This window comes from Paracholeplasma brassicae (assembly GCF_000967915.1).
In the GTDB taxonomy this organism is placed as follows: Bacteria; Bacillota_I; Bacilli_A; order Acholeplasmatales; family UBA5453; genus Paracholeplasma; species Paracholeplasma brassicae.
This window is the reverse complement of record NC_022549.1, coordinates 70,600-93,442: the sequence shown is the minus strand read 5'-3', so window position 1 is coordinate 93,442 and position 22,843 is coordinate 70,600. Positions and strand designations below refer to the sequence as shown.

Sequence of the window (22,843 nt, the reverse complement as noted above, 5' to 3'; positions counted from 1 at the left end):
CTCTATTCAAAAAACTCTATAATGTTTTCAATTGGATAATCAATTTGTAACAATTTATCTTTGATTAAATCTTTCTTTGTATAGGTTGTGATTAATATGCCATCATGTTCAAAATCATGAATGCTCTCTCTTGGAATGATGACATAATTGCCAATCTTTTGTCCAACCTTACTAAGGTCGTCATCAATCACAGCCAAGACATTCACTTCATTTGTTTTAGATGTCATAATCGCGTGTAAGATCATCTCTGCGACCTCTCCTGCTCCGTATAACAAAATATTGGTGAATCCTTTATCTTTGACTTGGGCTAAGAACTTCTCAAAGGTATCTTTCGCTTGGAAGTATAATTCTTTAGTGGCGTTCAAGTATCCAATATTGAGGACTTTACGCCTTTCAATGCCTATTTTTGTAATCAAATACTCAACATGTTTCGTTGAGTGTTTTATCCGTTTGACTAGCTTTTCTTTCTCAAACTGATCTAAGTGATCATTGACCATGGAAAGTGCAATCCCTATCTCTTTACTAATTTCTCTTTGAGTCACACGGCTATCTTTTTCAATCATGTCTAGTATCATATATTCTTTATATAATACTGTCGGTTTAAAGAATTGGTTTTTGTTCATATGCCACCGCCATCATTGTTCGTTTAATTAACGATTACATTTTATCTTAAAGATTTGATTATTACAAGGCTATTTTAACGATTTGTTTATAAAACGAACACTTTTGTCTGAATCCTTTCATAAATTTTAGTTTTTTTGAGTTATTTAAGCGTTTTTTTCATTTATACCCAGTAAGTGCCAATGATATTCATTTCAAAATTATTTCAAACACCACGATATTTTGCAAAGAATCATGATTTACTTCCTCGATATAAAGTACCAATCAAGATTGGTTTGTGAAGTTTATATTCTAAAAAATATGATCAAAAGAACCAGTAATATAATTTAATTAAGGGAACTGATTTTAGTGGTAAAAGAATTAATCATTATTGGTAACGGTACACATTCAAAAGTCGTATCTGAGATCGCAGTAGAAAATGGTTATACCGCAACAGGTTTTATTGAAAGTTCAAATAATCAGAAAAATACGCTTGGAACATTATCAGATATCGATCACATCAAATTTAAATATCCCAATGCCTTATTCTTCATCGCCTTAGGTAGTAATGAGTTTATAAAAGAAATCGCTATAAAACATCCAGATTTAGTTTACAGAACCCTAATCTCAAAGAGTGCTTATGTTTCTCCTAGCGCTTCTATTAAAGAGGGTACAGTTATTATGCACCGTGCCGTTGTTAACACAAACGCAACCATCGGTTCTCACTCAATCATTAATACAGGTGCAATCATCTGACATGATGATCAAATCGGTAACTTCACCTATGTTACCTCAGGTGTCACAGTCGGTGGTTCAACAACGATTGGTGATTTATGTTTAATTGGCATGAATAGTACCATTAGAAATAACATTCATATCACCTCAAATGTCACCATAGGGATGGGGGTGCGTCATTACAAGATCAATTGATGAGGCTCGTATCTATATTGGTATACCTGCGAAAAAATATATAAAATAAACGATAGAAAACCCGAAAGCAGTTAAGTCACATGCTTTCGGGTTTATTATTAATTCTTTAATTAGTCATTTTAGATCATATAAAAATCATCATTTGATATGATATGAATCAGTTAATAAGTAATAAAACATCAAATAGTTACTTTCCATCTCTTCTCTTAAGATATATGAATCAATTTCAAGTTCAGAGTTATCTTTTAATCTATTGATGTATGCTTGATACTTCTCAGTTGATTTGATATTCACATGTCTAAGTAGTGCTTTTGTCTCTTCAATTGAAGCGCCTCTAAGTAAGTTAAGGGTAGCTGCGGTATGCCTTAGTGAATGAGGTGTGATACCTAAGTGATCTAACTTAACGTCTTTTAAAAGCTTATTAAACATCGTCATAAAAAACATCCTGCCTAGCGGTTTTTCTTCCATCTTGTTTTTATGAGCGATAAATAGATAAGGATTATGATCTTGTCTTCTAGATATATAATCCGTGATGGCTTCATTAGCCCCACGTGAGATTTTTGAGGCCTGTTTATTTTCGCTATGGCCTTTTCTTTTGATGTATAGTAATGCTTCGTCATTTAACACTTGATAGTCTTCTAGTTTTAAATAAGTAATCTCATGAATACTTAAACCTGAGGTTAACATCAAATAGATGATTGCGTGATTTCTATAGTCCCAAATAAACTTTCTTTGGTCTTTTGTATATAAGAGGAGTTGTTTCGCTTCAAGTGGTGTTAAGACTCTTTTTTTAACGTTGGGTTTTATTCTTTCATTCTTAATATCAGTCATTATGTCATATTTATATTTAGGATCTAAGTTAAACCTTTCTTGATTCATCTTTAAATAAAGATATAAGCCCTTTAAAGCACTCATATGAATATAAACATAGTAAGTCGAATAACCTTGTTCTTTCATCTGATTTTTGTATCTAATGACATCACTTGTCCTAGGATAGGTGATGTCTTCTTTCTTTAGATAATCAATATATTTCTTAAATACAATCTTATATGACTTGATGGTTGAAGCTGAAATATTTTTTTCTGATAAATGGATTTCAGTTAAATCTTCTAAATGATGTTTAGTCATAATTCATTACCTCACATTTATAATTATTCATCACTACTTAATATAAAGCTTTCTAGTTCATTCTGGCTATCAAGATTCTTCTCTTTTAGATGATGGGCATAAATCATCGTAGAAGTTACTTGACTGTGTCTCATGAACTGCCTGGTTTGTTCGAGTGATTCACCTCTAAGTAAATTAGCTGTCGCAGCTGTATGTCTTAAGGCATGTGGTGTTAGGTTCAAATCACTTAACCCAGAGTCTCTTAAAACCCTTTTAAACATTGAATCAAAAAAGGTTCTTGATAACATGTATTTATCGGTATGTTTCCTATGAGAAACAAAGATATAAGGACTCTTATCTTCTCTTTTTGATAGATAATCATTGATCGCTTCTTCAACACCGCTAGGTATCTTGACGTACTCATCTGCATTATCTCTACCCTTACCTTGAACATATAAGATTAACTGTTCATTAAGTACACTAAAATCCTTTTTCTTTAAGCGTCTAACCTCAACACCTCTAATCCCCGTTGTTAGCATCAAATAGATCATCGCGTGGTCACGATAGTGCCAAATGTATCGTCTATTTTCTTTCGTTTTTATGATCAATTGCTTGGCTTGTTCAATCGTTAGTAGTGGTCTGTTGTTTTCTCTTGATGATTGTTCATTTTTAATAGATAACGTTATATCAAAGGCATATTCTAAGGGTAAATCATATCTTCGTTGATTGTCACTTAAATATCTATATAACCCTTTAATCGCTGTTAGTTGGAGATTAATCCAACTAACTGAATAGCCTTTATCTTTAATCGATTTTATGTATTTAGTTACATCACTTGTTTTAGCAAATTCAATTTGATTATTTTTTAAATAATTAGTGTATTGTTTAAGTATGGTTTGATACAAGTCAAAGGATTCTTTGGTCATATCCTTATCAGTAAGGTAGTCTTCAATTAGTTGGAAAAGTGGATGAAAAGACATTTTTACACCTCCTTAAAATAATCATTATCGTAATCATATAATACAAGATGAAAACTAAATTACTTCAATTTATGAAGTCTCTGTAAAGATCCATGATCATATAAAAAAAATGTATTGTTATTTTAAGGTGTTTAATAAATGCTACACAGAACCATCATCATTGAGTTGTTATAAAGCTCATTTTGAGGAATCAATTGTAAGCGTCAAACTTTAGACGTCAAAAAAAGACCTGATTGCTCAGATCTTAGTGGTTTTTGAGTTTGGTAGATGGGATAATAACTTTGACGAAACTTGTGAGTGTTGATTCATACTTAAATTTCTTTAACCAATACTGTAGGTGGTGGATTTTAACATCATATTTAAGACAAAAGTCTTTCATGGTTAAGTCTGATTCGTTGTAGGTCTTGACAAGAACGCGCCATTTGTTTCTTATGGATTACATTTCATTTGATTAACCGCCTTTTTATTTTAATCTTAGCAGTTTAGGATGAACAATGAAATCCGTCTAATATTTGACGCTTACATTTAATTTAACAAATCAAAATTACCTAACTACCGAAAAATATTAGACTAATGTGAAAAAAACCATCTCAAGTAGCTACACTTTGTAGAGATGGTAAGATAGCCAAAGCCTATAAAGACTCAATGATTAAGCACTGTACAATTCCAAAGATCGCCTTTTTCCATTAAAGAACAGAGAACACCTATTTCTTATTTTAAAACAGCAAACCATCATTGTAATAAGCTACCATTAGCCACTAGTTACTTTAAGAATAATATGCTGTTAATATAGAACAGTAGACAAAAAGAGTAAGAATCCTACTTATGTTAGAATATAAGGAAGGAGTTGATCTCATGTCTTCAACAGGCAATCGTTATTCAAACGAATTTAAACAACAAATCGTCGAGATAAGAAATAAAAGAAGTGCCGTTCAATTCGAGCGACACTTTTTGATAGAAGAATTTGGTTATTTAAGTTTAAAATGTCTGCTAGCTTCAACAGCAACTTTCCAACCCTTAATGTATTTAGCTCTGATGTCTTCAGTCATGCTCGGTTCAAATAAATTCTTTAATTGCCAAGAGGCTTTGATATCATCTTTCGTTTCCCAATAGCCAGTGGATAATCCTGCAAGATAGGCTGCACCTAAGGCAGTTGTTTCGAGGATTTTAGGTTGTTCAACTTTTAGATTCAAAATGTCTGATTGGAATTGCATTAAGAATTGATTAACGGTTGCACCACCATCTACCTTTAAGGATTTAATAGGAAGTTTGGTGTCTTCCTCCATAGCTCTTAATACATCCATGGATTGGTAACAAATCGATTCTAGTATTGCTCTAGTGATGTGTTCTTTGGTTGTGCCTCTAGTTAGGCCAAACATTGCGCCTCTCGCATCTGAATCCCAATAAGGCGTTCCTAGACCAACAAAGGCTGGGACAATGTATACCCCTTCATTGGAAGGTAATGATTTGGCAAGCGCTTCAGTTTCTTTGGCTGAATGAATCAGTTTGATACCATCTCTTAACCACTGAACAGAAGAGCCACCAACAAAGACGCTACCTTCTAGTGCATAAGTAACTTCATTACCTATGCCCCATGCAATCGTAGTTAATAATCCGTGTTGAGATTCTATTGGTTTAGCACCAGTATTCATAAGCATAAAACAGCCAGTGCCGTATGTATTTTTGACAGATCCTTTTTCAAAACAAGTTTGACCAAATAGGGAAGCTTGTTGGTCACCAGCAATCCCAGAAATCGGAACGATGCTTCCGAAGAAATGTTCTTTTATAGTATGTCCATAGATTTCGCTAGAAGACTTCACTTTAGGTAACATCGACATTGGAATACCAAGAATATCGCAAAGTTCTTCATCCCATTTTAAGGTATGGATGTTGAACAGTAATGTGCGTGAGGCATTAGTATAATCAGTTACATGCACAGATTCGCCTGTAAGTTTGTAGACAAGCCATGTGTCAATGGTTCCGAATAAGAGTTCGCCTTTTTCGGCTTTTTCACGTGCTTGAGAAACGTTGTCTAATATCCACTTAATTTTAGTTCCTGAGAAATAGGCATCAATTAACAAGCCAGTTTTAGCCTTAAAGGTTTCTTTATACCCTTTTAAAATGAGATCATCACATATAGCTGCTGTTTGTCTTGATTGCCAGACAATGGCGTTATATAAAGGTTGACCGGTTAACTTATCCCAGACGACGGTTGTTTCCCTTTGATTGGTAATCCCAATGGCATGGATATCTTCTGGTTTGAGTCTTGCTTCCAATAATGCTCTCGCAATGACAGCTAATACACTAACCCAAATTTCATTAGGGTTATGTTCTACCCAACCTGGATTAGGGTAATATTGTGTAATCTCTTCACTCGCTACAGCAAGCATGTTAGAGTCTTTGTCAAAAATTATAGCCCTTGTGCTTGTGGTACCTTGATCAATGGATAAGATGTATTTCATAGAGCGCCTCCTAAGAAAGTTACGATACTGGTTTTGGTTGATACAATGTCAACGCCAGTGTTTTTAATGTTATGTATGATTACATCTCCTATTTTAACATGATTTTCTACCCTAATGCTATCTAGGTCAGATAAAATAGCTTTCATAAGTTCTTTTGGGACTGGACTAGACGTCTTCACGGATAGTCTTGGAAGATTAGGAAATATGGTTTTAACTGTGGATGTAATCATTCTCTTAGGGGCAGTCATTTCTTCTATTGCATATTTAGCTCCTCTCGAACACCTGTTTCCAGTAGGTACCATTTCATCGGATACTTCAATATGACACCCTACAGGGCATACAATACAAGTTAGTTCTTTCATAATGTTTCCTCCAGTTCTAGAGTGATATCTTCAAACTTCTTAAGTTCTTCAAATTTGATGGTTATGTTTTCCATTTCTGCTGGGGCGATGTATTTTGCTTTCTTAATTTGAATGACTTCACCATTTTGCATTACTTTAAATGTGCCTGAAGTCAGTTTTCTTGTAACCCTAAAGGAAAGCGTAATGGCATCTTCACTGATGTTGTTAAAGTCGATTTCTTGAGGGACTGTATAACGGATATTTGCTCCAGGGATAATCCTCTTTACATGTTTTGGATTCTTACCATTAAGTAAATATTGTTTAGCATATTTACCGGCCTTTTCGCCTTCTTTACTTACCCAGTCTACCAGATCATGAACATGAAGTGCATTCCCACAGATAAACAACCCCTCGACAGAAGTCATTAAGGTTTGATCGACAACGGCACTCTTAGTAATCTTGCTTTTAGTCATCTGTAAGGAATCAAATAACCCCACATCAGGAATGAGTCCTACCGATAGAAGTAAGGTATCTACATCAAAGGTTTTTTCTGTATTAGGAACAGGGTTAAACTCATCATCTACTTGTTGAATTGTGATTTGTTCTAATTTGTCTTTACCTTTGATGTTTGTAACGGTATGAGATAAATATAACGGAATGTTATAGTCATCTAAACACTGGACAATATTTCTGGTTAAACCATTAGAATATGGCATTATTTCTGCAACACCCAGTACATTAGCACCTTCTAAAGTCATACGTCTGGCCATGATTAATCCGATGTCTCCACTGCCTAATATAAAGATGTTTTTACCAACCAAATACCCATCCATATTAAGATATCTTTGGGCACTACCTGCAGGCATAATGCCCTTAGGTCTTTCGCCAGGAAGCTCAATGGCCCCACGTGTTCTTTCATAACATCCAGAAGCAATGATCACTGCTTTGGACTTTATTTCTTGATACCCGTGGGCTTCGCTTGTAAGCGTTAGTTTAAATAAGTCATTCTTCTTGATGTCAATGACGGTTGTTCCATAAAGGATATCAAAGGATTCATTAGACAGAGATTCAATAAATCTTGAAGCGTATTCTGGACCAGTTAGTTCTTCATGAAACATATGTAAGCCAAACCCATTATGAATACATTGATTTAAGATGCCACCTAAAATACGTTCACGTTCAACTAGTAATATGTTTAGTCTATCATCAAGGGCACTTTTTAGGGCTGCTAATCCAGCTGCGCCACCACCAATAATGGTCAGATCGTATGTTTTCATTTTGACTTCGTCTCCTTAAGTAGAATTGGGGTATCTATAGAATAGTAATTAACTTCTGTCAAAGGCTTATTAAGTTCTCTTGCGATGATCTTTAATACTAAGCCTTCACAATACCCACCTTGGCATAAACCCGCACCCGCTCTAGCACGTTTCTTGATGCCTTTAATGGTGTCATTGCCTGTAGGACCATGAATGGCATCAATGATTTCCTGTTCACTGATTTTTTCACATTTACAAATCAAGTTTCCATATTTTGGTTTTGTTTGAAGTAATTGAAGTTTATCATCCATTCCTAGTTCATGAAAGACAATCGGTTTCTCGCGGTATGGATCAAACGCTTTTTTCATGGGTTGTTTGATCTTAAGGAGTTCATGAACTACATAGTTCGCAATGGCTGGTGCAGCAGTAAGACCTGGTGAATCAATGCCAGCGACATGATAAAAACCCTTATGTGTTTTCGATTCTTTGATATAGAAGTCTTCATAGGTAGAAGAAGCCCTAATGCCTGCGAATGTTCTGATGATTAAATCATAAGGAATATCATTCGATAAGTCTTTTAAGTGTTCTTTGATATAGGTTAAACCATCTCTTGAAGTACCATAGTTTTCACGTTCACTTGTAATAGTGGAGGTAGGACCTAAAAGAATATTACCATGTGTTTGAGGGACGATTAAAACACCCTTACCCTTCTTAGTTGGTAGTGGGTAAATGACACTATTAAACAGACCTTTTGCCTTACGGTCTAACACATAGTATTCACCTTTTTTAGGGATAATCTTAAATTCTGGACTTTCAATATATGAAGCGATTATGTCACTATTAACACCTGCACAATTGATGACATTTTTTGACACTATCGAATCCCTATTTTCCAGTATTAATTCAAAGTGATTCTCATGTTTAATGATGTTAATAACGTGTGCATTTCTTTTAAACTCAGCGCCATTTTTTATCGCATTACCAATACTAGCAATCGCAACTTCCCAAGGAAAAGTGACTTTGGTTGTTGGTAAGTCTAGAGCCATCACAATCGATTGTGATAACCTTGGATCTCTTTTTCTCGCTTCATCGCCCGAAATGATTGATACCTTAGGAACCCCATTTCTTAATGCACGTTCATAGAGTTCATGAAGCTTCTTATTCTCTTCATCATCATGAGCCACCACTAACGCACCGGTTCTTAATAGAGAAATATTTAATTCTTTTTCGAGTTGTTCATACAAGAGGTTTCCCTCTACACAAAACTTCGCTTTTAATGACCCTTCTTTTGGGTCATGGCCAGAGTGAACGATCGCACTATTCGCGACGGTTTGATGACTGGCAATATCATTTTCTTTATCAATCACCAATACTTTAAGTGGGTATCTTGATAGTTCTCTTGTGATCAAAGAACCAATGATACCTGAACCAATAACTACATAATCATACATGTAAATGCCTCCTTATAAATGAAAAGAGAAAAAAGGTTTCTAAAACGCTTTTTTTCTCTTTTGTCTCTTTTCTTAGATTAACTTTTATTTTAACCAAAACGCTTTATTGCTTGTAGTAACAGCAATTGCCCCACTTAAAAGGCACGTAGCGATTTGATCTTTAGACCTTATTAAACCACCCATCAAAATGTCACATTTAACATGTTCTTTAATTTCGGGTAATATATCTACACACAATGCTGGAAGAACCTCTAGGTAGTCTGGATTGAGTTTTGAAACTACTTCTAGACCTTGTTCAAGTGATATTGAGTCCTTAAAGAAAAACCTTAGGATTCCAATCACCTGCCTTTTCTTACATAATTCGATAACTCTCGGTTTGCTTGAGATGATGCCATCTATTTTTAGAGTTTGAATTAAATAGATTGCTCCAAATTCATCAGAACTTAATCCTTTGATTAGTTCGGAATGAATTAATACTTTTTTGTTGAATTTTTTCATTTCTAATACAAGTTCAGGTAATTGAGCCAGTTGAAAGTTCATCAGTATACCATAAACCATATTACTGGATAAGAACACTTTTAAATCTTGAAAATTTCCGATTGCCGGGATGATTCTTTGATTGTTTAACACAAGTACCCCCTCTTATAAAAATAATAGCAAACTCAAAAAATGCTCATACGATATGCATTAGTGGATTTTGCTCTAGACTCTATCTCTTAAATTCTATCTTCATTATAGATTTTAAAAGTAGTTTAGTCAAGAGGGTAATTCATATTTATATCAATAGACCAATCGTTAATTATACTAATTAAAAATAAAGTAAAGAGCTTTCGTCCTTGTTTTCGTAGAATATAGTACTCAAAATAGCCTATTTCCAACGTATTGACATATATTTCTTTGGGTGATATAATGAAATCGATAACGTAATGTAAGCGCTTAGAGCCCGTAGAGTGAAGCTGGAAAAACGATTCTTTTAAGAATAGTTTTAGCTTCACTCTTTTTTATGGATTCTATAAAATTACATAGAAAAAGGAGAGATTATGTTGAAGAAAATTCAAAAGCCAGTTGTATGGTTACTAACACTCGTTATTGTTGTGTTAGCATCAAGTTTTTTTGCATCGACGGTTCAAAACTCGTTTTTTCAAGTTAAGGTTGATAAGGTGAGTTTTGAAACAGAAAGAGGCACTCTTTCAGGCTACCTATATAAACCTAGGGGCGTTAGTGATTCTAAACCTGCACCAGCAGTAGTACTTACCCATGGGTATTTAAACAATGCTGAAATGCAAGAAATTGGAGCCATTGAGCTTTCAAGAAGGGGCTTTGTCGTATTGGCATTTGATATGTACGACCATGGCGATTCAAGATGGGATACGCCGGCTGCGTTTAACTTCTTTGTTAGATCAGTATATGACGCTGTACAATATGTTTATGATTTAGATTTTGTCTTAAAAGCTGCTAATGGCGATGGTATGATTGGCGTAAGCGGTCACTCTATGGGAGGGTTCTCATCATCCTATGCAGTCATTTTTGATGAAATGGATTTCCTAACAAATGGCTACAGAAAGATAGCTGCAGCATTACCAGTTGGTGCTGACTTTAGATATATCGGTGTTGCCAATCCAGAAACTATGTTTGGCCCAAGATCTGCTGGTATTATCGCTGCCCATTGGGATCAATTCTTCTTTGATAATAGTGGTGCTGACGGCACTGTGAAATACAAAGATTTCGTTAAAGACACTGTGGGGCTTAAGTTCCTAGGTAGAGATGACGAAGGCAATGCAGAAGCTTCAACATGGTATGACAGAGATTCTGGTCAAAGAATCATCTATACACCAGATGAAACACATCCTCAAAATACATGGAGCTTAGAAACTGGTAGAAATACAATTGATTTCTTCACAGATGCATTTGAATTCCAACTTAATAGACATGCAGATTTAGGCACACTTTCTTCATATGGTATTGAAGAACAAGGTGGACAAGTATGGTGGCTTAAAGAAGCATTTACGCTTATCGCTTTAATCGCATTGTTCTTAATGATTTTCCCAGCATTCACTTTACTAACACAATTACCAGTATTCAATAAAATTATTAAACAACAAAGTGAATCAACTAGCCTAAAATCATCCAACGAACCTCATTTAAACAAACTTAAAGTGGTTTTAATTGTAGGATCATTATTGTTAAGTGCTTTCTATTTAAACATCTTCATGGATAGACAAGCTGCAGGTATGGACTTACTTGCGAAAACGATGCATTATGTTGCTGGTGGGGCAATATTCTTCGTAATCGCTGTATGGTTAATTACCCTTGTTAAAGAAGAAGAAAGACTTGTTAAACTTGCACAAAAGATTACACTTGGTTCTTCTGTAGTTGTCTTAATCGCATTAGCATTTAGATGGGTATTAGTCAATCCAGGCATCATTAATAACGTTAATTACTGGAGTGCACCTTCTATTAACTCAATTGCCTATTGGGCAATGGCTGCTGGTTTATTAACATTACTGATTACATTTGCTACTACACCAATGTTCAAAGTTTCTGATAACCCTTACGGGCTTAAAGCATCTTGGACAGAAGTTGGTATGGGCTTAGTAACTTCAATAGTCTTAACCTTTGGATTCTTCTTATTCATTGCGATCATTGAATGGATTTTCAAGACAGACTTTAGATTCTATACATATGCAATTAAAGTCTTCAACAACCGTCAATTTATTGCAGCATTAAGATACATACCAATTTTCTTCGTTTACTACTTAGCAGTAGGCATTAGCGTATTCGTTAATGCTAAGAAGATGAAGCCAATACTTGCTGATATCTTAGCAGCAGTACTATTGGTTGGACCAGTCATTTTATTCTTAGTGTATGACTATTTTGTTCTATACAACACAGGTGTTGCAGCATTCAACAACTTCTCACTTAACGCAATCCTATTAGTTGGTTTAGTTCCAACCCTAGTGGTTGCAGGTATCATCTTAAGAAGATTAGCTGAAAAGACAGGCAATATTTGGACAGGTGTATTCTTCACAACAATGTTCTTCACATTCGTTGCTGTAGCAAACACAGCTGTTTACTTAATCACATTCAAATAAATCTAGTAGCTTTTAGACGGGAACTTAAATAAGTTCCCGTTTTTTTGTATAAGATGTTAATATAGCAATCTATAAGAGTTTAGGTCTGTATGATTTTGAACAGTTTATTATCTTTGGGATTTTAAATGCGATGACGGTACATCTGTCAGCTATCTCAAGCTTAATCGCAACAGCAATTATTACAACCGTCATCAACCATGCATTTAGTAATGAATTGCCTATAATATATCACTTAATTAGCGTAAATTATTTCTAAAAGCTGACTGGTTTTATCATCCAGTTCGATAAGGTTTGTCTAGATAACGATAAACCGATTCGCTTATAGTCTTCGCTTTGGCGATATAAAGGGAGTGCGTTGGCTTTTTTATCGGTAATTACCTGTGAAAGTAGACTCGCTCTAGCGATACTACCTTCAATTGGTAAGTGAGGACTTTCTTGTTTGTGGAATGTGTTACACACCGGACACTTATGTGTGATCGTCTTTTCCATGACCTTAATCGCTTCAATGGTTTCTCTAGTCAAATACCGCCTTCAACTAAAGTAGAATGACAATCGCTGCAGGTCTTATCCTCCTCATTTAAGTCATAGACGATTTCTCTTTGTTTAACCGTCTTTACTTGTTCTTTAAGTCTTTTTTTTAGGTGTGCTGACTTTATCAATGGTTGGTTCAACGGCGTTTAGGTTTTGATGTTCTTCTGGTTCATTAAAGTTGAACAAGTTAACGTCCTCATCCTTCTTCATTTGTTCACTCTTTTTACCAAAGAGTTCTTTATTAAATTTCGATAGAGTAAATTAAAGGGTGTCGACTTGTTTCATTAGACTATATATTTGATGGTCTTTCTCACTTAACAATAATGCTAAGTCTGGATTCTCTTCAATTAGTTTTTTGATGTTTTCATTCATAAGATAACCCCCTTATAAAGCGCTTTTATCTACTTATAGTCATATCAAAAAAAACGATGAAAAATCAACGTTTTCTATCGTTTCATTATCTGATATTTTAGTATAAATAAAGCTTTTTTATAGGTTCAAACTTACGTGTTTCAAGTCTCAGTTCATGGCCATTAATGAACCATTTTAACTCTTCAAAACGGATGTTGAATAACCCTTCTTTATCCGGCCATTTGAATTTACCTTTTTCCAACCTGCGGTAATATAACCAAAAGCCATGATCGAAGTGAAGTATTTTGAATCTATTCCTACCCTTATTACAAAAGACAAACAGACTGGGTTCAAACGGATCTAACTTAAACACCGTTTGAATCATGATTGAAAGACCATCGACCTGTTTTCTCATATCGGTGTATTCATGACTGAGATAGATGTTTTTAACTTTATCCAGGTTAATCAACGTTCATCACCCAGTCTCCGTAGGGTCTTAATTAAATCAATCAAGGTAGATTCGTTATAGGATTCAGGCATATTAATCCGTAAATCCTGAAAGTCAAACGTTAGTGGTTTTTGAGTTTGATAGATGGGATTAATAACTTTGACGAAACTTGTCGGTGTTGATTCATGTTTAAATTTCTTTAACCAATACTGTAACTGATGGACATTGACCTTATGTATTTGACAAAACGCTTTCATCGTTATGTCTGATTCGTTGTAGGTCTTGACAAGAACGCGCCATTTATTTGTTTTTTTTGATTACATTTCATTTGATCAACCGCCTTTTTATTTTTAATCTTAGCAGTTTAGGATGAACAATCAAATCCGTCTAATATTTGACGTTTACGGATATTTATCAAACCTAGGATAAATAAAGGCATTAGCATTAAGTAGTAATGTAGTAACAATCTTATAGATAAAATCATAAGGTGTCATAATTTCATTTGGCTTATGTTTCAAAAGAAAAGACAGTCTTCCGCTTTTCTCGGATACTGTCTTATCGTTTTCTATTTTGATATATCTTGATTTTAGTTTTGCACATTGACTGGCAACTCTATCAATACAAATCTTAACCACATCGCTTTATAAAATATTCGTTCCAAAAGGTGTATAGAATGTGCTTGTGTTATTTATGATTTGTAAGGCATCTACTGAACCAGTTTTGTTTTTTCGTTTAAATATTGGCATTTACTTGCCTCTAGAATTATTTATTATTTCAGTAATAAATTTTCTCTCTGTAAAATGGGACTTATTAAACTGAACAAGCTTTTTAGTGAAAAACTTACAATATAAATATTTGAGATAATACCCTGATTTATTCACAAATGTGTGTCCAATATATTTCGCTCTAAAATATAATTGTGCAAAATATGATATTACAATAGCAATCTCCAGATAACCCAATGTTGATACATCAATCTTCTTGTTCGATATCCACAATAGCCCTTGATATATCAATAATGCAAAGAAAGTTAAATCTATTGTATTATACAATATATTAGTATCACCGATTTTATGAACAGTTGCGCTAGGTTCAATGGCAAAATTAGGATTTCCAATATCGCCATTATTCTTATACTCCAAAATGGTTGAAATTCCATACTTTTCTACTTTATCATTTGATTCAGTTATTACATGAATATAATAACGCCTTATTAATCCGCCATCGATCATATCAGATAATTTATCATCTAATTTAATATACAACTCTTTAGGTTTACTATAATAAACAGAATATCTTGAATTCAGATGATTGTTATCTGTGGATAAAAGACACTGTATTTGCTCACTTTTCAAATAAGGCACTTTAATATCCTTATCATCTGAACACGTTATTTTTAAATATTTATTGTGTATTCGAGATCTTACTTGATTAGCCTTTGGCATATCTTCCTCGAAAAATGATTCTACTAGTTTGATAGATCGCCACTTGTACATGGTCGAAATAAACCATAAGTTCTTTGTTTCTTGACTTGTCATTTCTACAAATTCTGCTTTTAACACAAAAATCACCTCACATTTAATTGCTATTTAACCCATGTTTTCTTGTTAAAAGAATCTCTTTCCAGTGGGTTTCTCTCTCGAAAATATAAATGTCACTAGTGTTTAAATTGTTGATTTCTAGAACTGAATATTGGAAATTCTTTTTATAGTCATCTCCATTTATTTTCAATAGTTCTCTTAAATCTTTATTACCACCATGTCCATTTTTAGAGTATTCAGACCATCTCTGCCATAATGCAGATTCTCCATAAGCACTTCCCACATAAAGCTTTCCTGTCAATGTATCTGCAATTAGATAAATCCCTTTTGCTTTTGAAAGTGCATTTTTCCAAGTAGGTATATCTTGGTTGATAATGCTGTTTAAAATATCATAGCTAATTTTAATCTTATCAAATCCAGGAAAGTCCTCTATTGATAACTTATTTACATCAATTTTATATACTACCATATCAGCTGGTTTATTTTCACTAGCTGGCATTAACTCTAATCTGGGATAAGATGCTCTAAAATCTTTCTTGTAAGTGAAAAATAACCTACCTATTAGGTCACTCTGAATATCAAGTAGATTCGTTTGATATATGTAAAGATTTGAACTTACATCGAGTGTCGGATCACATAGAACTTCAAAAATACCTGCATACATCCATATATCTCTATCGTAATTAACGAGTGAAATAATGTACTTTCGATTAAAATTAGGCTTTGTTTGATATTCCTGATATTCTTTAAATCGTCCCAACAAATATTCGTTTAATGGGTCATTGTTTGCTCCAAAAGCGAAATGAATCTTATAATTAATAAAATCTTTCTCATCGATTCCTAGTATATTCGTTAAAGTTAACATACGACAACCCCTCACAATTTAAATTATTTCTATTATATCATATTTCCAAAATCTATTTTATACCTATTTAAAACTGCATATGCAATAATTAATGCTACTGTTCCATCAATTAGTTTGTATTTGGAGTTTAGCTTTGAGGGTTGAATGTTTCCATTTAAATCTACCTTAGCTTGTGTATTAGATAAGCACCATTTAAGGATTGGATTATTATCATAAACTAATAGATTGTTTTTAAGGTCTGCTTCCATCTGTTTCATGGGTTCGGATAATGAATAAATACCTTGTCTAACTTTTTCCATGTTAAATCCTAGGTCTTCCATCTCTTTGATCCAATATTGAGAGTTCCAAGGATCATACCCTACCCAAAGAGGTCTTATACCATATGTTTGAATCATCTTCATAAACAACTTTGTAACAAGACTAAAATCGTTCTGATTTCCTTCTGTTAGTGTTAAAAAGTCTTTTTTTACCCATATGTCATAGGGAACATTATCTTCTGTTATTCTTTTATCTAGAACTTCACTTGGCATAAAGAAATGTTGAATCACAAATTTCTTGTTGCTATCTTTTTTCTAAATGATTAAGAACCATTTTACAACCGCCTTTTACATAAACAAACATTAAAGGTTTTTAAATAAGTATTTAAACTCATATCTTGCTTACCCACATGACTGTGGGATTTTTGTCTATTTAGATTTTTAGATTTGAAAATAAAATTTCCTATTAATAAAAAAAGCTGACTGTCATTATATTGACAGTCAGCTAATATTAAAATGAGTGCCTTATGAATTAAAACTGATTAAGCTTGGTAGTGATTCCAGTTCACCTGATAAATCACGTGATGGAATACTAGAAATGTTAAAGGCAATGTACTCATAGTTGCCAATAAATGCTTCATCTAAGACAATCGTTCCAGTCAGATTTTGACTTCTTAGCATGACAGTGTACGTATTATGATCATAGCCTAAAAAGACGACTCGAACTTGATAACCTTCAGCAATCGTTAGTGATGAGTAATCAGCTAATGATTCAATCGATAACACGTTAGATACACCAAATCCCTTAATGAAGGTTGTATCACCTGTGGTGATTTTTGTTTTATTATCTTCATAGTAACCTGTTTGAAAACTGAGTGTTTGATCCACGTGAGGCACTAATTCATCCGTGAATTCACCAAATGAGATTTTTGTTGAAACAACTTCAATTTCTAGTTCAATGTTTGATGCCGGTTTTTTTGAAAGATTAAACGCGATGTATTGATAGTTTTTAAAGGCTGCTTCTGTCAAAACAAGTGTACCTGTGAATAAATCACTTCTTGCCATTACTTTATAACCTTCGCCTTCTTTATTCAAGAAGATGACACGACCTTCATAACCTTCTTCAATAGTCACCGTATTGCCTGCATTCATCACTGTTCTTGGTAATACACTTGAAGCGATATAATTGACGCCTGTTGTGACTTGTGTTTGATTTGTGTTCCAATAACCTGAGACAAACACAAGATCTTTTAGTGTGTATTCAAACTGATCTGGTAGGTTTTCTAACTCAAGCGATAAATCTCTTGCAGGTAGACTTGAAATGTTAAATGCCACGTACTGGTCTTCTGCCCATAAAATCTCATCTAAAATAATCATACCGGTTAGATTATCGGTTCTTCTAGTGACTTTGTAGTTACCATACCCGTCGTAACTGAAGAAGACGAATCTGGCTTGATAGCCTGATTTGATATTAATCGCCTCAACATCATCAAAATACATCTTTGATAAAATATTTGTTCCTGCAAAACCTTTAGAAAATGCATCGGTCCCAGGCGTAAGTGCAGTTGCACTTGCTGCATAGTAGCCACTTGAGTATGTTAGCTCGTAATCGACGTGAGGTATTTGATTCGGATGCATTGAAACGATTGAATCAAAATCCTCAACGGTTAAGTCGCTTTCTTCATCCACACTCGTTACATTAAATGCTATTAATTCTTTACCTTCTGAGAAACTCTCATTTACCCAAAGTGGTTCTGTTTGATACTCGCTTACAGATAAAACCGTATAAACACCTGATTCAAACCCAAAGGTTACATAAGCAAACTGATAACCTTCACCTACTTCAAGGACCATATCAAAATTATAGAATGCTGGTGTTAACGGATTGGTAGAAAGATGTTTATTAGAACTTGTGACTTGTGTATTATCAAGTGCCCAATGACCTTGAGATACAACAAACTCTAAATCGATGTGATTATCCATTGTCCCCTCAGGGTGATATATCTTTAGCTTACTTGCTACTTCTTCTAGTCTCATACTAATGTCAACTGTTGGCACACTAGAGACATTAAATGATACGTATTGACCCATGTCAAAGAAGCCTTCTGTTATCTCAAAATAAGGACTCGTACTATTATCTAAGCGTTTAACTACTTTAAACCCATCGCCTTGTTTTTCTAAGAAGATGATGCGGTATTGATACCCAGATTCAACTGTGATGACTGAACCTACTGGTAATAGTCCCATCGGTAAAGGATTGACTGCCAAGTATCGATTATGAATCGCATCAGTTTCTGGTGAGACCGAGGTTGCATTGTCTGCCCAGAATCCTTGAACATAATCAAAAGTTACTTCGTCTCCATAATTGATTTCATCGGTTTTTACAATGTCAATGTTTCTAAAATAGAGCGTTGTTAAAATATCATCTGCAGTTGTAAATCCTTCGATGTTAACTAAAGATCCGAACCAGAATTGAAGATTTCTATTTTTGATTGTTGCGTTCACATTGACACTAAAGTCTAGTGTATAGGTTTGCCATTCAGTCGTTAAGTTTTTAACCACTTGCATATTTTCTAAGTTAACGCCGCCGTTACCTTCCATCGCTACAACAATGGCTCTTGCAGTATCTGCTTTTGCTTCAAAGCTTAGTTGGTAATTGCCCATAAAGGCGGCTAAGTTCATGATCTTAAATTGATTTTCCCAAATATTACCACCGGTTGGTGCAATGTTCGTAATTTCAATTTCAACCACACCATTTGCGGTCGTTGCGGTTAGTCCACCTCTGGTTTCTTCAAACCAAGTTTCATACCCTACCGGTAAGTTTGTTTGTTCATCAATCACATCAAACGATGGTAAATCAAATGGATCTGCCACGTATAATTTTCTAGTCGCAACCGTCTCGAGTCCTTCAGAGTCAGATACTGTGTATCTAAACGTATAGGTGCCTTTTTGTGCTGGTTGTCCAATTTCATAAGGCACTTCTGAGATGTCTTCAAAGATTACATCATTGATTGTTAATTGGTCACGGTCGTCCTTGACTGAGATGCCACCTTTAACTAAGAAGTTGGTTGCGCCTACAGGCAATAAGACATCTGGTCCAACATTGAGGGTTGGCGCTTGATTTTCTAGTTCTGGCCCTGCAATAATTTCAATGTTCTTAAGATAGACTTTCCCTAAAATCGTTTGTTCTTCTAGTGGCACACCTTGGACTTTGTGGAAAGTCCCAAACGCAAATTGAAGTTCTACGCCAGCAGTAGATGTTTCAGTCGAGTAAAAATCGATCTCGATGATTTGTTCTTCTGTTGTGACATCAACCATGTGTTCACCAATTGGTTTTTGTGGTAGTCCACCACCTTGAACTTGAACCATCATTTTTCTATTTGCTTCAGCACTTACCGTAAATCGTAATGTGTAGGATTCAAATGCCGTTAAGCTGAGTGTCTTTTGAGACAACTGAACGTCCCACCAGTTGTTGTCCATCACCACGGATTGTTCTTTAATATCGATAATCGCAACCCCGTCTTCTGTGCTATATTCCACATTGACACCTTGAGACTGATTAAACCAACTGCTCCACCCGTTTAGTCCATCACTAAAGTCACCATTTAAAAAGCCCGCAAGGCCTTTAACCGTGACAACTCGTTGAGCAATTGCTTCATTATCCGATTTGTCTTTGACACGATACGTTAAGATGTAGTCACCTGGTTTATTAATATCGACTTCACCCGTGATGGTGATTTGATCGGTCAATACGCCATCCACATCATCTTCTGCCTCGACGCCATCTGTTGGATCAAATGGTGTGCCGACATTTATTGTCACGGAGTTTGCACCCGTAATCACGGGTTTAACTGTGTCTTTATTCTCGGTTTGTTCTTCACACGCTGATAGCGCAAAAACAAACGTAAAAGCTAATATCACTAACCATAATTTTTTCACATTAATTTCTCCCTTTTTTATTTGATTTAATTACTAATTTGAAATTTTGTTTGATATGCTTGATTGACCGCTTCTATCGCAAGATTCATTTGTTGTTCTGTGACGTTTTGTGGTCTGTAAGTTAATTCATCAATCGAAAGTCCTGTGAGTGATTTAAACCACATTAGACCTGCAACATACCTGCCATAAACATTCAAGTGATAGCCATCTCTTGTTAAATTGTCTCCAATTTCTGTATTTCTAAGGTTTTGAATGGCTGTGCCTGCAGGAATAATTCTTGTAAAAGCGTCATGTTTTAAAATGTAGTTTTGGCTGACATCCATGATTGATTGATACATTAAAGTTTGATCTTTTTCATACCTTGGGAAGTCAGAGTGGTTACTATTTTGTGCGTACGCCCACGTTTGATGCCATACAAACGTTGATTCAGTCAATTTTGTTTCATTGACATAGTCCAAAATGTCATCCAAATACGGTTGTAAACTTTCTTCAATACCAGAAAGCCCACTAACCTGTTGCATTGAGATGATGTCCCAAGGTTCATCTAATAAACCAACGACTAAACTCTTTGCCCCTTTATTCTCCCATTGGTTATTACTATACTTGTAATAGGTATAGCTTGATGTACGATTTTTTATGCTATTCCAATGTGTCTCAAGTGATGCCCCACCAATGTAGAGATTACCGATTATCACCTCTTCAACGCCTAAATTGGACGCAATCTCTCCTAGGTAGGTTGTCGCATCTTCACTAAAACTATTACCAATTGCTAGTATACGTAGTCTTTCTTTGTAACTGGCAGGATCTGTTACTTCAACTTGAATATAGGCCGAAGAAGACATGTCTTTTCCTTTAATTCTTACCATATACTCTCCTTTCTGATTCGCCGTAATTAAAAGAACTGAATCGTCTTGATCTTGCTTGATTGTTAAGGCTTCTAAGCTAAGATCGCTCTTAAACTTTCCACTGACTATTTGTCCTTGTAATAGTTCAAGTGTCTCATAGACGCCCTCTACTTCTAAATATTTCATGACCGTCTCGCCAACATTTATACTCATCAAGTATGGTGATTCTAAACTTCCCAAGCCCTTAAGACCTTCCAACGTGATGTTTATGTTGTCAGGCCCTTCGTCGATGGTTTCTTCGCAAGCGCTCAAGAACCAACCAGAAGACAACACCAACATTAATAACAATGCTTTTTTCATTTTTTCCTCCTTATTCTCGTTATCGAAACGTTTCGATTGAATAACATTAAATGACATTTCATCCAAATGTCCTCGATTCATTTCTAAACTTTTCACTTATAGTATATATGAAAACGTTTTCTTAGGCAAGTGAAATTATAGTTTTTGTGGGAAAATTCATTACTGCTTTTTAACTTGTCCGAATAACGAACCCTAATAAAGGTCTAGAATGATCAAGGAGCATGTCTTTTTGAAGAAACTGATGTTTGTATCCTTATTAGTGTTTTTATCTATTATCCTTGGTGGTTGTGAGTGCTGCAACCCCATTTGAAAACCGCATTAAGTCATCCCATTCGTTTAGGGTAATTTCTTCTACTGGTTTTTTCATCTGCTGGATCTGATAAAGTACCGCACCAATAAACGCATCACCCGCACCCGTTGTATCAATGGCCTCGACCTTAAAACCGTCATAGTCTCTTTTTTCATCTTTTAAATAGAGGCTAGAACCATGTTTACCGCGGCTGTAGAGTACGGCTTTAACTCTTCCAACAAACAGCGACTGAATCGCCTCACTCGTATCCGTAATGCCTGTAATAAACGTTAATTCTTCATCAGACACTTTTAAGATGTCCGCTTTTGGTATAAAGTCATCCATTAATCGTTCGTGCGTTTGTTTGATTGGGTAATCAATCAAACTCACACTACAAAAGTGTAGAATGTCTTTTTGAAGCGATAATGGCTTAATTTGATCATAGCTTAATAACATATCCGCACTTGGGTTTCGATAAAAGGAAAACTCACGATTCCCTTTTGATTTTCTTAACTTTAAATTGAATCTCGTTTAAAGATAAAAAGAACCCCTAATCTAAGGGGCGATGATAGACAATCAAAATGATACAACACAAACAACTGCAAAATTGCGTAGGATTTCCTATCTCGGTTCTTTAGCTATTTTCATCAAACGAACGTCTTATTTTACTGGCTTTACAGTCACTTTAGTGCTAGTTGCGATACTAATGACATAGACACTTACTAGCTGCAAAAACGGCGAAATGTATTGCCCGATAAAGGCATTTAGCTTTGGTGCGTTTGATTGATCTAACAAAGACAATAATACGACAAGAAAAATGAGTGTTGATAGAATTAGATAATAGCTAAAATAGCGATAGCTCACTTTAATTTTTACGACTTTATCTAGGACAACCAAATAGATGGTTGCGGCTAAGCTAACGATCAAGCTTGAATAGAAGTTTAGAAGTAAATACCCATTTGTTTTTAGCCTGTTGGCTTCATTCAAGAAGTTTGTGTCATTTGAGGTTTGATAACGTTCTAACAACGCCTTCGCGTCATTGACATACGCTTGATAATAAGGCAGAATCAGTAACATCAACACCAAAAGAATAGAAAAATAAACGATTAAATACTTATAGTTTAATTTCATAAATAACCCCCATCAATTGTTATACGATTTGATTTGTTATCTTTATTCTACCCTAGATGGGTAAATA

The 22,843-nt window shown here is 34.8% G+C and carries 22 protein-coding genes and 2 pseudogenes; 3 read left to right on the top strand and 21 right to left on the bottom strand.

Annotated elements, in window-relative coordinates; all coding sequences use genetic code 11:
* Positions 1 to 2: 2 nt before the first annotated feature.
* Positions 3 to 623 carry a winged helix-turn-helix domain-containing protein gene (locus BN853_RS00365; protein ID WP_030003968.1) on the bottom strand — a complete coding sequence of 207 codons (621 nt, stop codon included), beginning with the start codon at positions 621 to 623 and terminating at the stop codon, positions 3 to 5.
* Between the two features lie 346 nt (positions 624 to 969).
* Between BN853_RS00365 and BN853_RS00360 the strand changes: the two genes are divergently transcribed.
* Both BN853_RS00360 and BN853_RS09185 read left to right on the top strand, forming a co-directional pair.
* On the top strand, positions 970 to 1,356 hold the full coding sequence (locus BN853_RS00360) for a PglD-related sugar-binding protein (RefSeq protein ID WP_030003967.1): 387 nt from the start codon (positions 970 to 972) through the stop codon (positions 1,354 to 1,356).
* Positions 1,357 to 1,446: 90 nt separating this feature from the next.
* Positions 1,447 to 1,530, top strand: a complete 84-nt coding sequence (locus tag BN853_RS09185; RefSeq protein WP_084232873.1) for a hypothetical protein — start codon at positions 1,447 to 1,449, stop codon at positions 1,528 to 1,530.
* Between the two features lie 138 nt (positions 1,531 to 1,668).
* Here BN853_RS09185 and BN853_RS00355 read toward each other — a convergent pair whose 3' ends face one another.
* The 8 genes from BN853_RS00355 to BN853_RS00325 all read right to left on the bottom strand — a co-directional run bounded on the left by BN853_RS00355 (position 1,669) and on the right by BN853_RS00325 (position 9,757).
* On the bottom strand, positions 1,669 to 2,658 hold the full coding sequence (locus tag BN853_RS00355) for a tyrosine-type recombinase/integrase (RefSeq protein ID WP_030003966.1): 990 nt from the start codon (positions 2,656 to 2,658) through the stop codon (positions 1,669 to 1,671).
* A 23-nt stretch (positions 2,659 to 2,681) separates the two neighbouring features.
* Positions 2,682 to 3,617, bottom strand: a complete 936-nt coding sequence (locus BN853_RS00350) for a tyrosine-type recombinase/integrase (RefSeq protein ID WP_030003965.1) — start codon at positions 3,615 to 3,617, stop codon at positions 2,682 to 2,684.
* A 244-nt stretch (positions 3,618 to 3,861) separates the two neighbouring features.
* The gene (gene tnpA / locus BN853_RS09180) at positions 3,862 to 4,050 is read right to left on the bottom strand and encodes an IS66 family insertion sequence element accessory protein TnpA (RefSeq protein ID WP_427909979.1); all 189 of its coding nucleotides are present in this window, start codon (positions 4,048 to 4,050) and stop codon (positions 3,862 to 3,864) included.
* Positions 4,051 to 4,585: 535 nt separating this feature from the next.
* Complete coding sequence (gene glpK, locus BN853_RS00345) at positions 4,586 to 6,079, bottom strand: glycerol kinase GlpK (RefSeq protein WP_030003964.1); 1,494 nt, start codon at positions 6,077 to 6,079, stop codon at positions 4,586 to 4,588.
* Positions 6,076 to 6,441, bottom strand: a complete 366-nt coding sequence (locus BN853_RS00340; protein WP_030003963.1) for a DUF1667 domain-containing protein — start codon at positions 6,439 to 6,441, stop codon at positions 6,076 to 6,078. Before BN853_RS00340 ends, glpK begins: the two co-directional genes overlap by 4 nt.
* Entirely contained in the window at positions 6,438 to 7,697 is a 1,260-nt protein-coding gene (locus BN853_RS00335; protein ID WP_030003962.1) for an NAD(P)/FAD-dependent oxidoreductase, read from the bottom strand. The genes BN853_RS00340 and BN853_RS00335 overlap by 4 nt, the downstream gene beginning before the upstream one ends.
* A complete protein-coding gene (locus BN853_RS00330; protein WP_030003961.1) occupies positions 7,694 to 9,127 on the bottom strand; it encodes an NAD(P)/FAD-dependent oxidoreductase in 1,434 nt (477 codons plus the stop codon). The genes BN853_RS00335 and BN853_RS00330 overlap by 4 nt, the downstream gene beginning before the upstream one ends.
* Positions 9,128 to 9,211: 84 nt before the next feature.
* Positions 9,212 to 9,757, bottom strand: coding sequence for a glycerol-3-phosphate responsive antiterminator (locus BN853_RS00325; RefSeq protein ID WP_030003960.1), 546 nt, complete (start codon positions 9,755 to 9,757; stop codon positions 9,212 to 9,214).
* A gap of 413 nt (positions 9,758 to 10,170) precedes the next feature.
* Between BN853_RS00325 and BN853_RS00320 the strand changes: the two genes are divergently transcribed.
* Positions 10,171 to 12,219, top strand: coding sequence for an alpha/beta fold hydrolase (locus tag BN853_RS00320; protein WP_157869916.1), 2,049 nt, complete (start codon positions 10,171 to 10,173; stop codon positions 12,217 to 12,219).
* Between the two features lie 252 nt (positions 12,220 to 12,471).
* Here BN853_RS00320 and BN853_RS00315 read toward each other — a convergent pair whose 3' ends face one another.
* The 12 genes and pseudogenes from BN853_RS00315 to BN853_RS00275 form a co-directional block, all read right to left on the bottom strand.
* Positions 12,472 to 12,741, bottom strand: coding sequence for an IS66 family transposase (locus BN853_RS00315; RefSeq protein ID WP_052591084.1), 270 nt, complete (start codon positions 12,739 to 12,741; stop codon positions 12,472 to 12,474).
* 102 nt (positions 12,742 to 12,843) lie between these two features.
* Positions 12,844 to 12,996, bottom strand: a pseudogene (locus tag BN853_RS08890) (hypothetical protein); the annotation flags it as partial.
* A 223-nt stretch (positions 12,997 to 13,219) separates the two neighbouring features.
* The gene (tnpB, locus tag BN853_RS00310) at positions 13,220 to 13,570 is read right to left on the bottom strand and encodes an IS66 family insertion sequence element accessory protein TnpB (RefSeq protein WP_052591082.1); all 351 of its coding nucleotides are present in this window, start codon (positions 13,568 to 13,570) and stop codon (positions 13,220 to 13,222) included.
* Positions 13,567 to 13,848, bottom strand: a pseudogene (gene tnpA, locus BN853_RS09175) (IS66 family insertion sequence element accessory protein TnpA); the annotation flags it as partial. The gene tnpB and the pseudogene tnpA (BN853_RS09175), both read right to left, overlap by 4 nt.
* Before the next feature lie 102 nt (positions 13,849 to 13,950).
* The gene (locus tag BN853_RS09170; RefSeq protein ID WP_030003957.1) at positions 13,951 to 14,184 is read right to left on the bottom strand and encodes a phage portal protein; all 234 of its coding nucleotides are present in this window, start codon (positions 14,182 to 14,184) and stop codon (positions 13,951 to 13,953) included.
* Between the two features lie 111 nt (positions 14,185 to 14,295).
* Complete coding sequence (locus tag BN853_RS00305; RefSeq protein WP_030003956.1) at positions 14,296 to 15,111, bottom strand: hypothetical protein; 816 nt, start codon at positions 15,109 to 15,111, stop codon at positions 14,296 to 14,298.
* 16 nt (positions 15,112 to 15,127) lie between these two features.
* Complete coding sequence (locus BN853_RS00300; protein WP_030003955.1) at positions 15,128 to 15,955, bottom strand: GIY-YIG nuclease family protein; 828 nt, start codon at positions 15,953 to 15,955, stop codon at positions 15,128 to 15,130.
* Between the two features lie 32 nt (positions 15,956 to 15,987).
* Positions 15,988 to 16,503: a terminase TerL endonuclease subunit gene (locus tag BN853_RS00295; RefSeq protein ID WP_282430946.1), complete on the bottom strand. Its 516-nt coding sequence runs from the start codon at positions 16,501 to 16,503 to the stop codon at positions 15,988 to 15,990.
* 234 nt (positions 16,504 to 16,737) lie between these two features.
* A complete protein-coding gene (locus BN853_RS00290; protein WP_030003953.1) occupies positions 16,738 to 20,151 on the bottom strand; it encodes a DUF5011 domain-containing protein in 3,414 nt (1,137 codons plus the stop codon).
* A 26-nt stretch (positions 20,152 to 20,177) separates the two neighbouring features.
* Positions 20,178 to 21,356 (bottom strand): DUF4886 domain-containing protein, encoded by a 1,179-nt coding sequence (locus tag BN853_RS00285; protein ID WP_030003952.1) that lies wholly within the window; start codon positions 21,354 to 21,356, stop codon positions 20,178 to 20,180.
* Positions 21,357 to 21,621: 265 nt separating this feature from the next.
* Positions 21,622 to 22,101, bottom strand: coding sequence for a PfkB family carbohydrate kinase (locus BN853_RS00280; RefSeq protein WP_030003951.1), 480 nt, complete (start codon positions 22,099 to 22,101; stop codon positions 21,622 to 21,624).
* A gap of 204 nt (positions 22,102 to 22,305) precedes the next feature.
* The gene (locus BN853_RS00275; protein ID WP_030003950.1) at positions 22,306 to 22,776 is read right to left on the bottom strand and encodes a hypothetical protein; all 471 of its coding nucleotides are present in this window, start codon (positions 22,774 to 22,776) and stop codon (positions 22,306 to 22,308) included.
* Between the last annotated feature and the right edge of the window lie 67 nt (positions 22,777 to 22,843).

What these genes read in the sequence shown, in the direction of transcription:
- BN853_RS00365 (WP_030003968.1), bottom strand. Translation starts at nt 623, where the DNA reads ATGAACAAAAACCAATTCTTTAAACCGACAGTATTATATAAAGAATAT.
- BN853_RS09185 (WP_084232873.1), top strand. Translation starts at nt 1,447, where the DNA reads ATGAATAGTACCATTAGAAATAACATTCATATCACCTCAAATGTCACC.
- BN853_RS00355 (WP_030003966.1), bottom strand. Translation starts at nt 2,658, where the DNA reads ATGACTAAACATCATTTAGAAGATTTAACTGAAATCCATTTATCAGAA.
- BN853_RS00350 (WP_030003965.1), bottom strand. Translation starts at nt 3,617, where the DNA reads ATGTCTTTTCATCCACTTTTCCAACTAATTGAAGACTACCTTACTGAT.
- glpK (WP_030003964.1), bottom strand. Translation starts at nt 6,079, where the DNA reads ATGAAATACATCTTATCCATTGATCAAGGTACCACAAGCACAAGGGCT.
- BN853_RS00340 (WP_030003963.1), bottom strand. Translation starts at nt 6,441, where the DNA reads ATGAAAGAACTAACTTGTATTGTATGCCCTGTAGGGTGTCATATTGAA.
- BN853_RS00335 (WP_030003962.1), bottom strand. Translation starts at nt 7,697, where the DNA reads ATGAAAACATACGATCTGACCATTATTGGTGGTGGCGCAGCTGGATTA.
- BN853_RS00330 (WP_030003961.1), bottom strand. Translation starts at nt 9,127, where the DNA reads ATGTATGATTATGTAGTTATTGGTTCAGGTATCATTGGTTCTTTGATC.
- BN853_RS00300 (WP_030003955.1), bottom strand. Translation starts at nt 15,955, where the DNA reads ATGTTAACTTTAACGAATATACTAGGAATCGATGAGAAAGATTTTATT.
- BN853_RS00285 (WP_030003952.1), bottom strand. Translation starts at nt 21,356, where the DNA reads ATGAAAAAAGCATTGTTATTAATGTTGGTGTTGTCTTCTGGTTGGTTC.
- BN853_RS00280 (WP_030003951.1), bottom strand. Translation starts at nt 22,101, where the DNA reads ATGTTATTAAGCTATGATCAAATTAAGCCATTATCGCTTCAAAAAGAC.
- BN853_RS00275 (WP_030003950.1), bottom strand. Translation starts at nt 22,776, where the DNA reads ATGAAATTAAACTATAAGTATTTAATCGTTTATTTTTCTATTCTTTTG.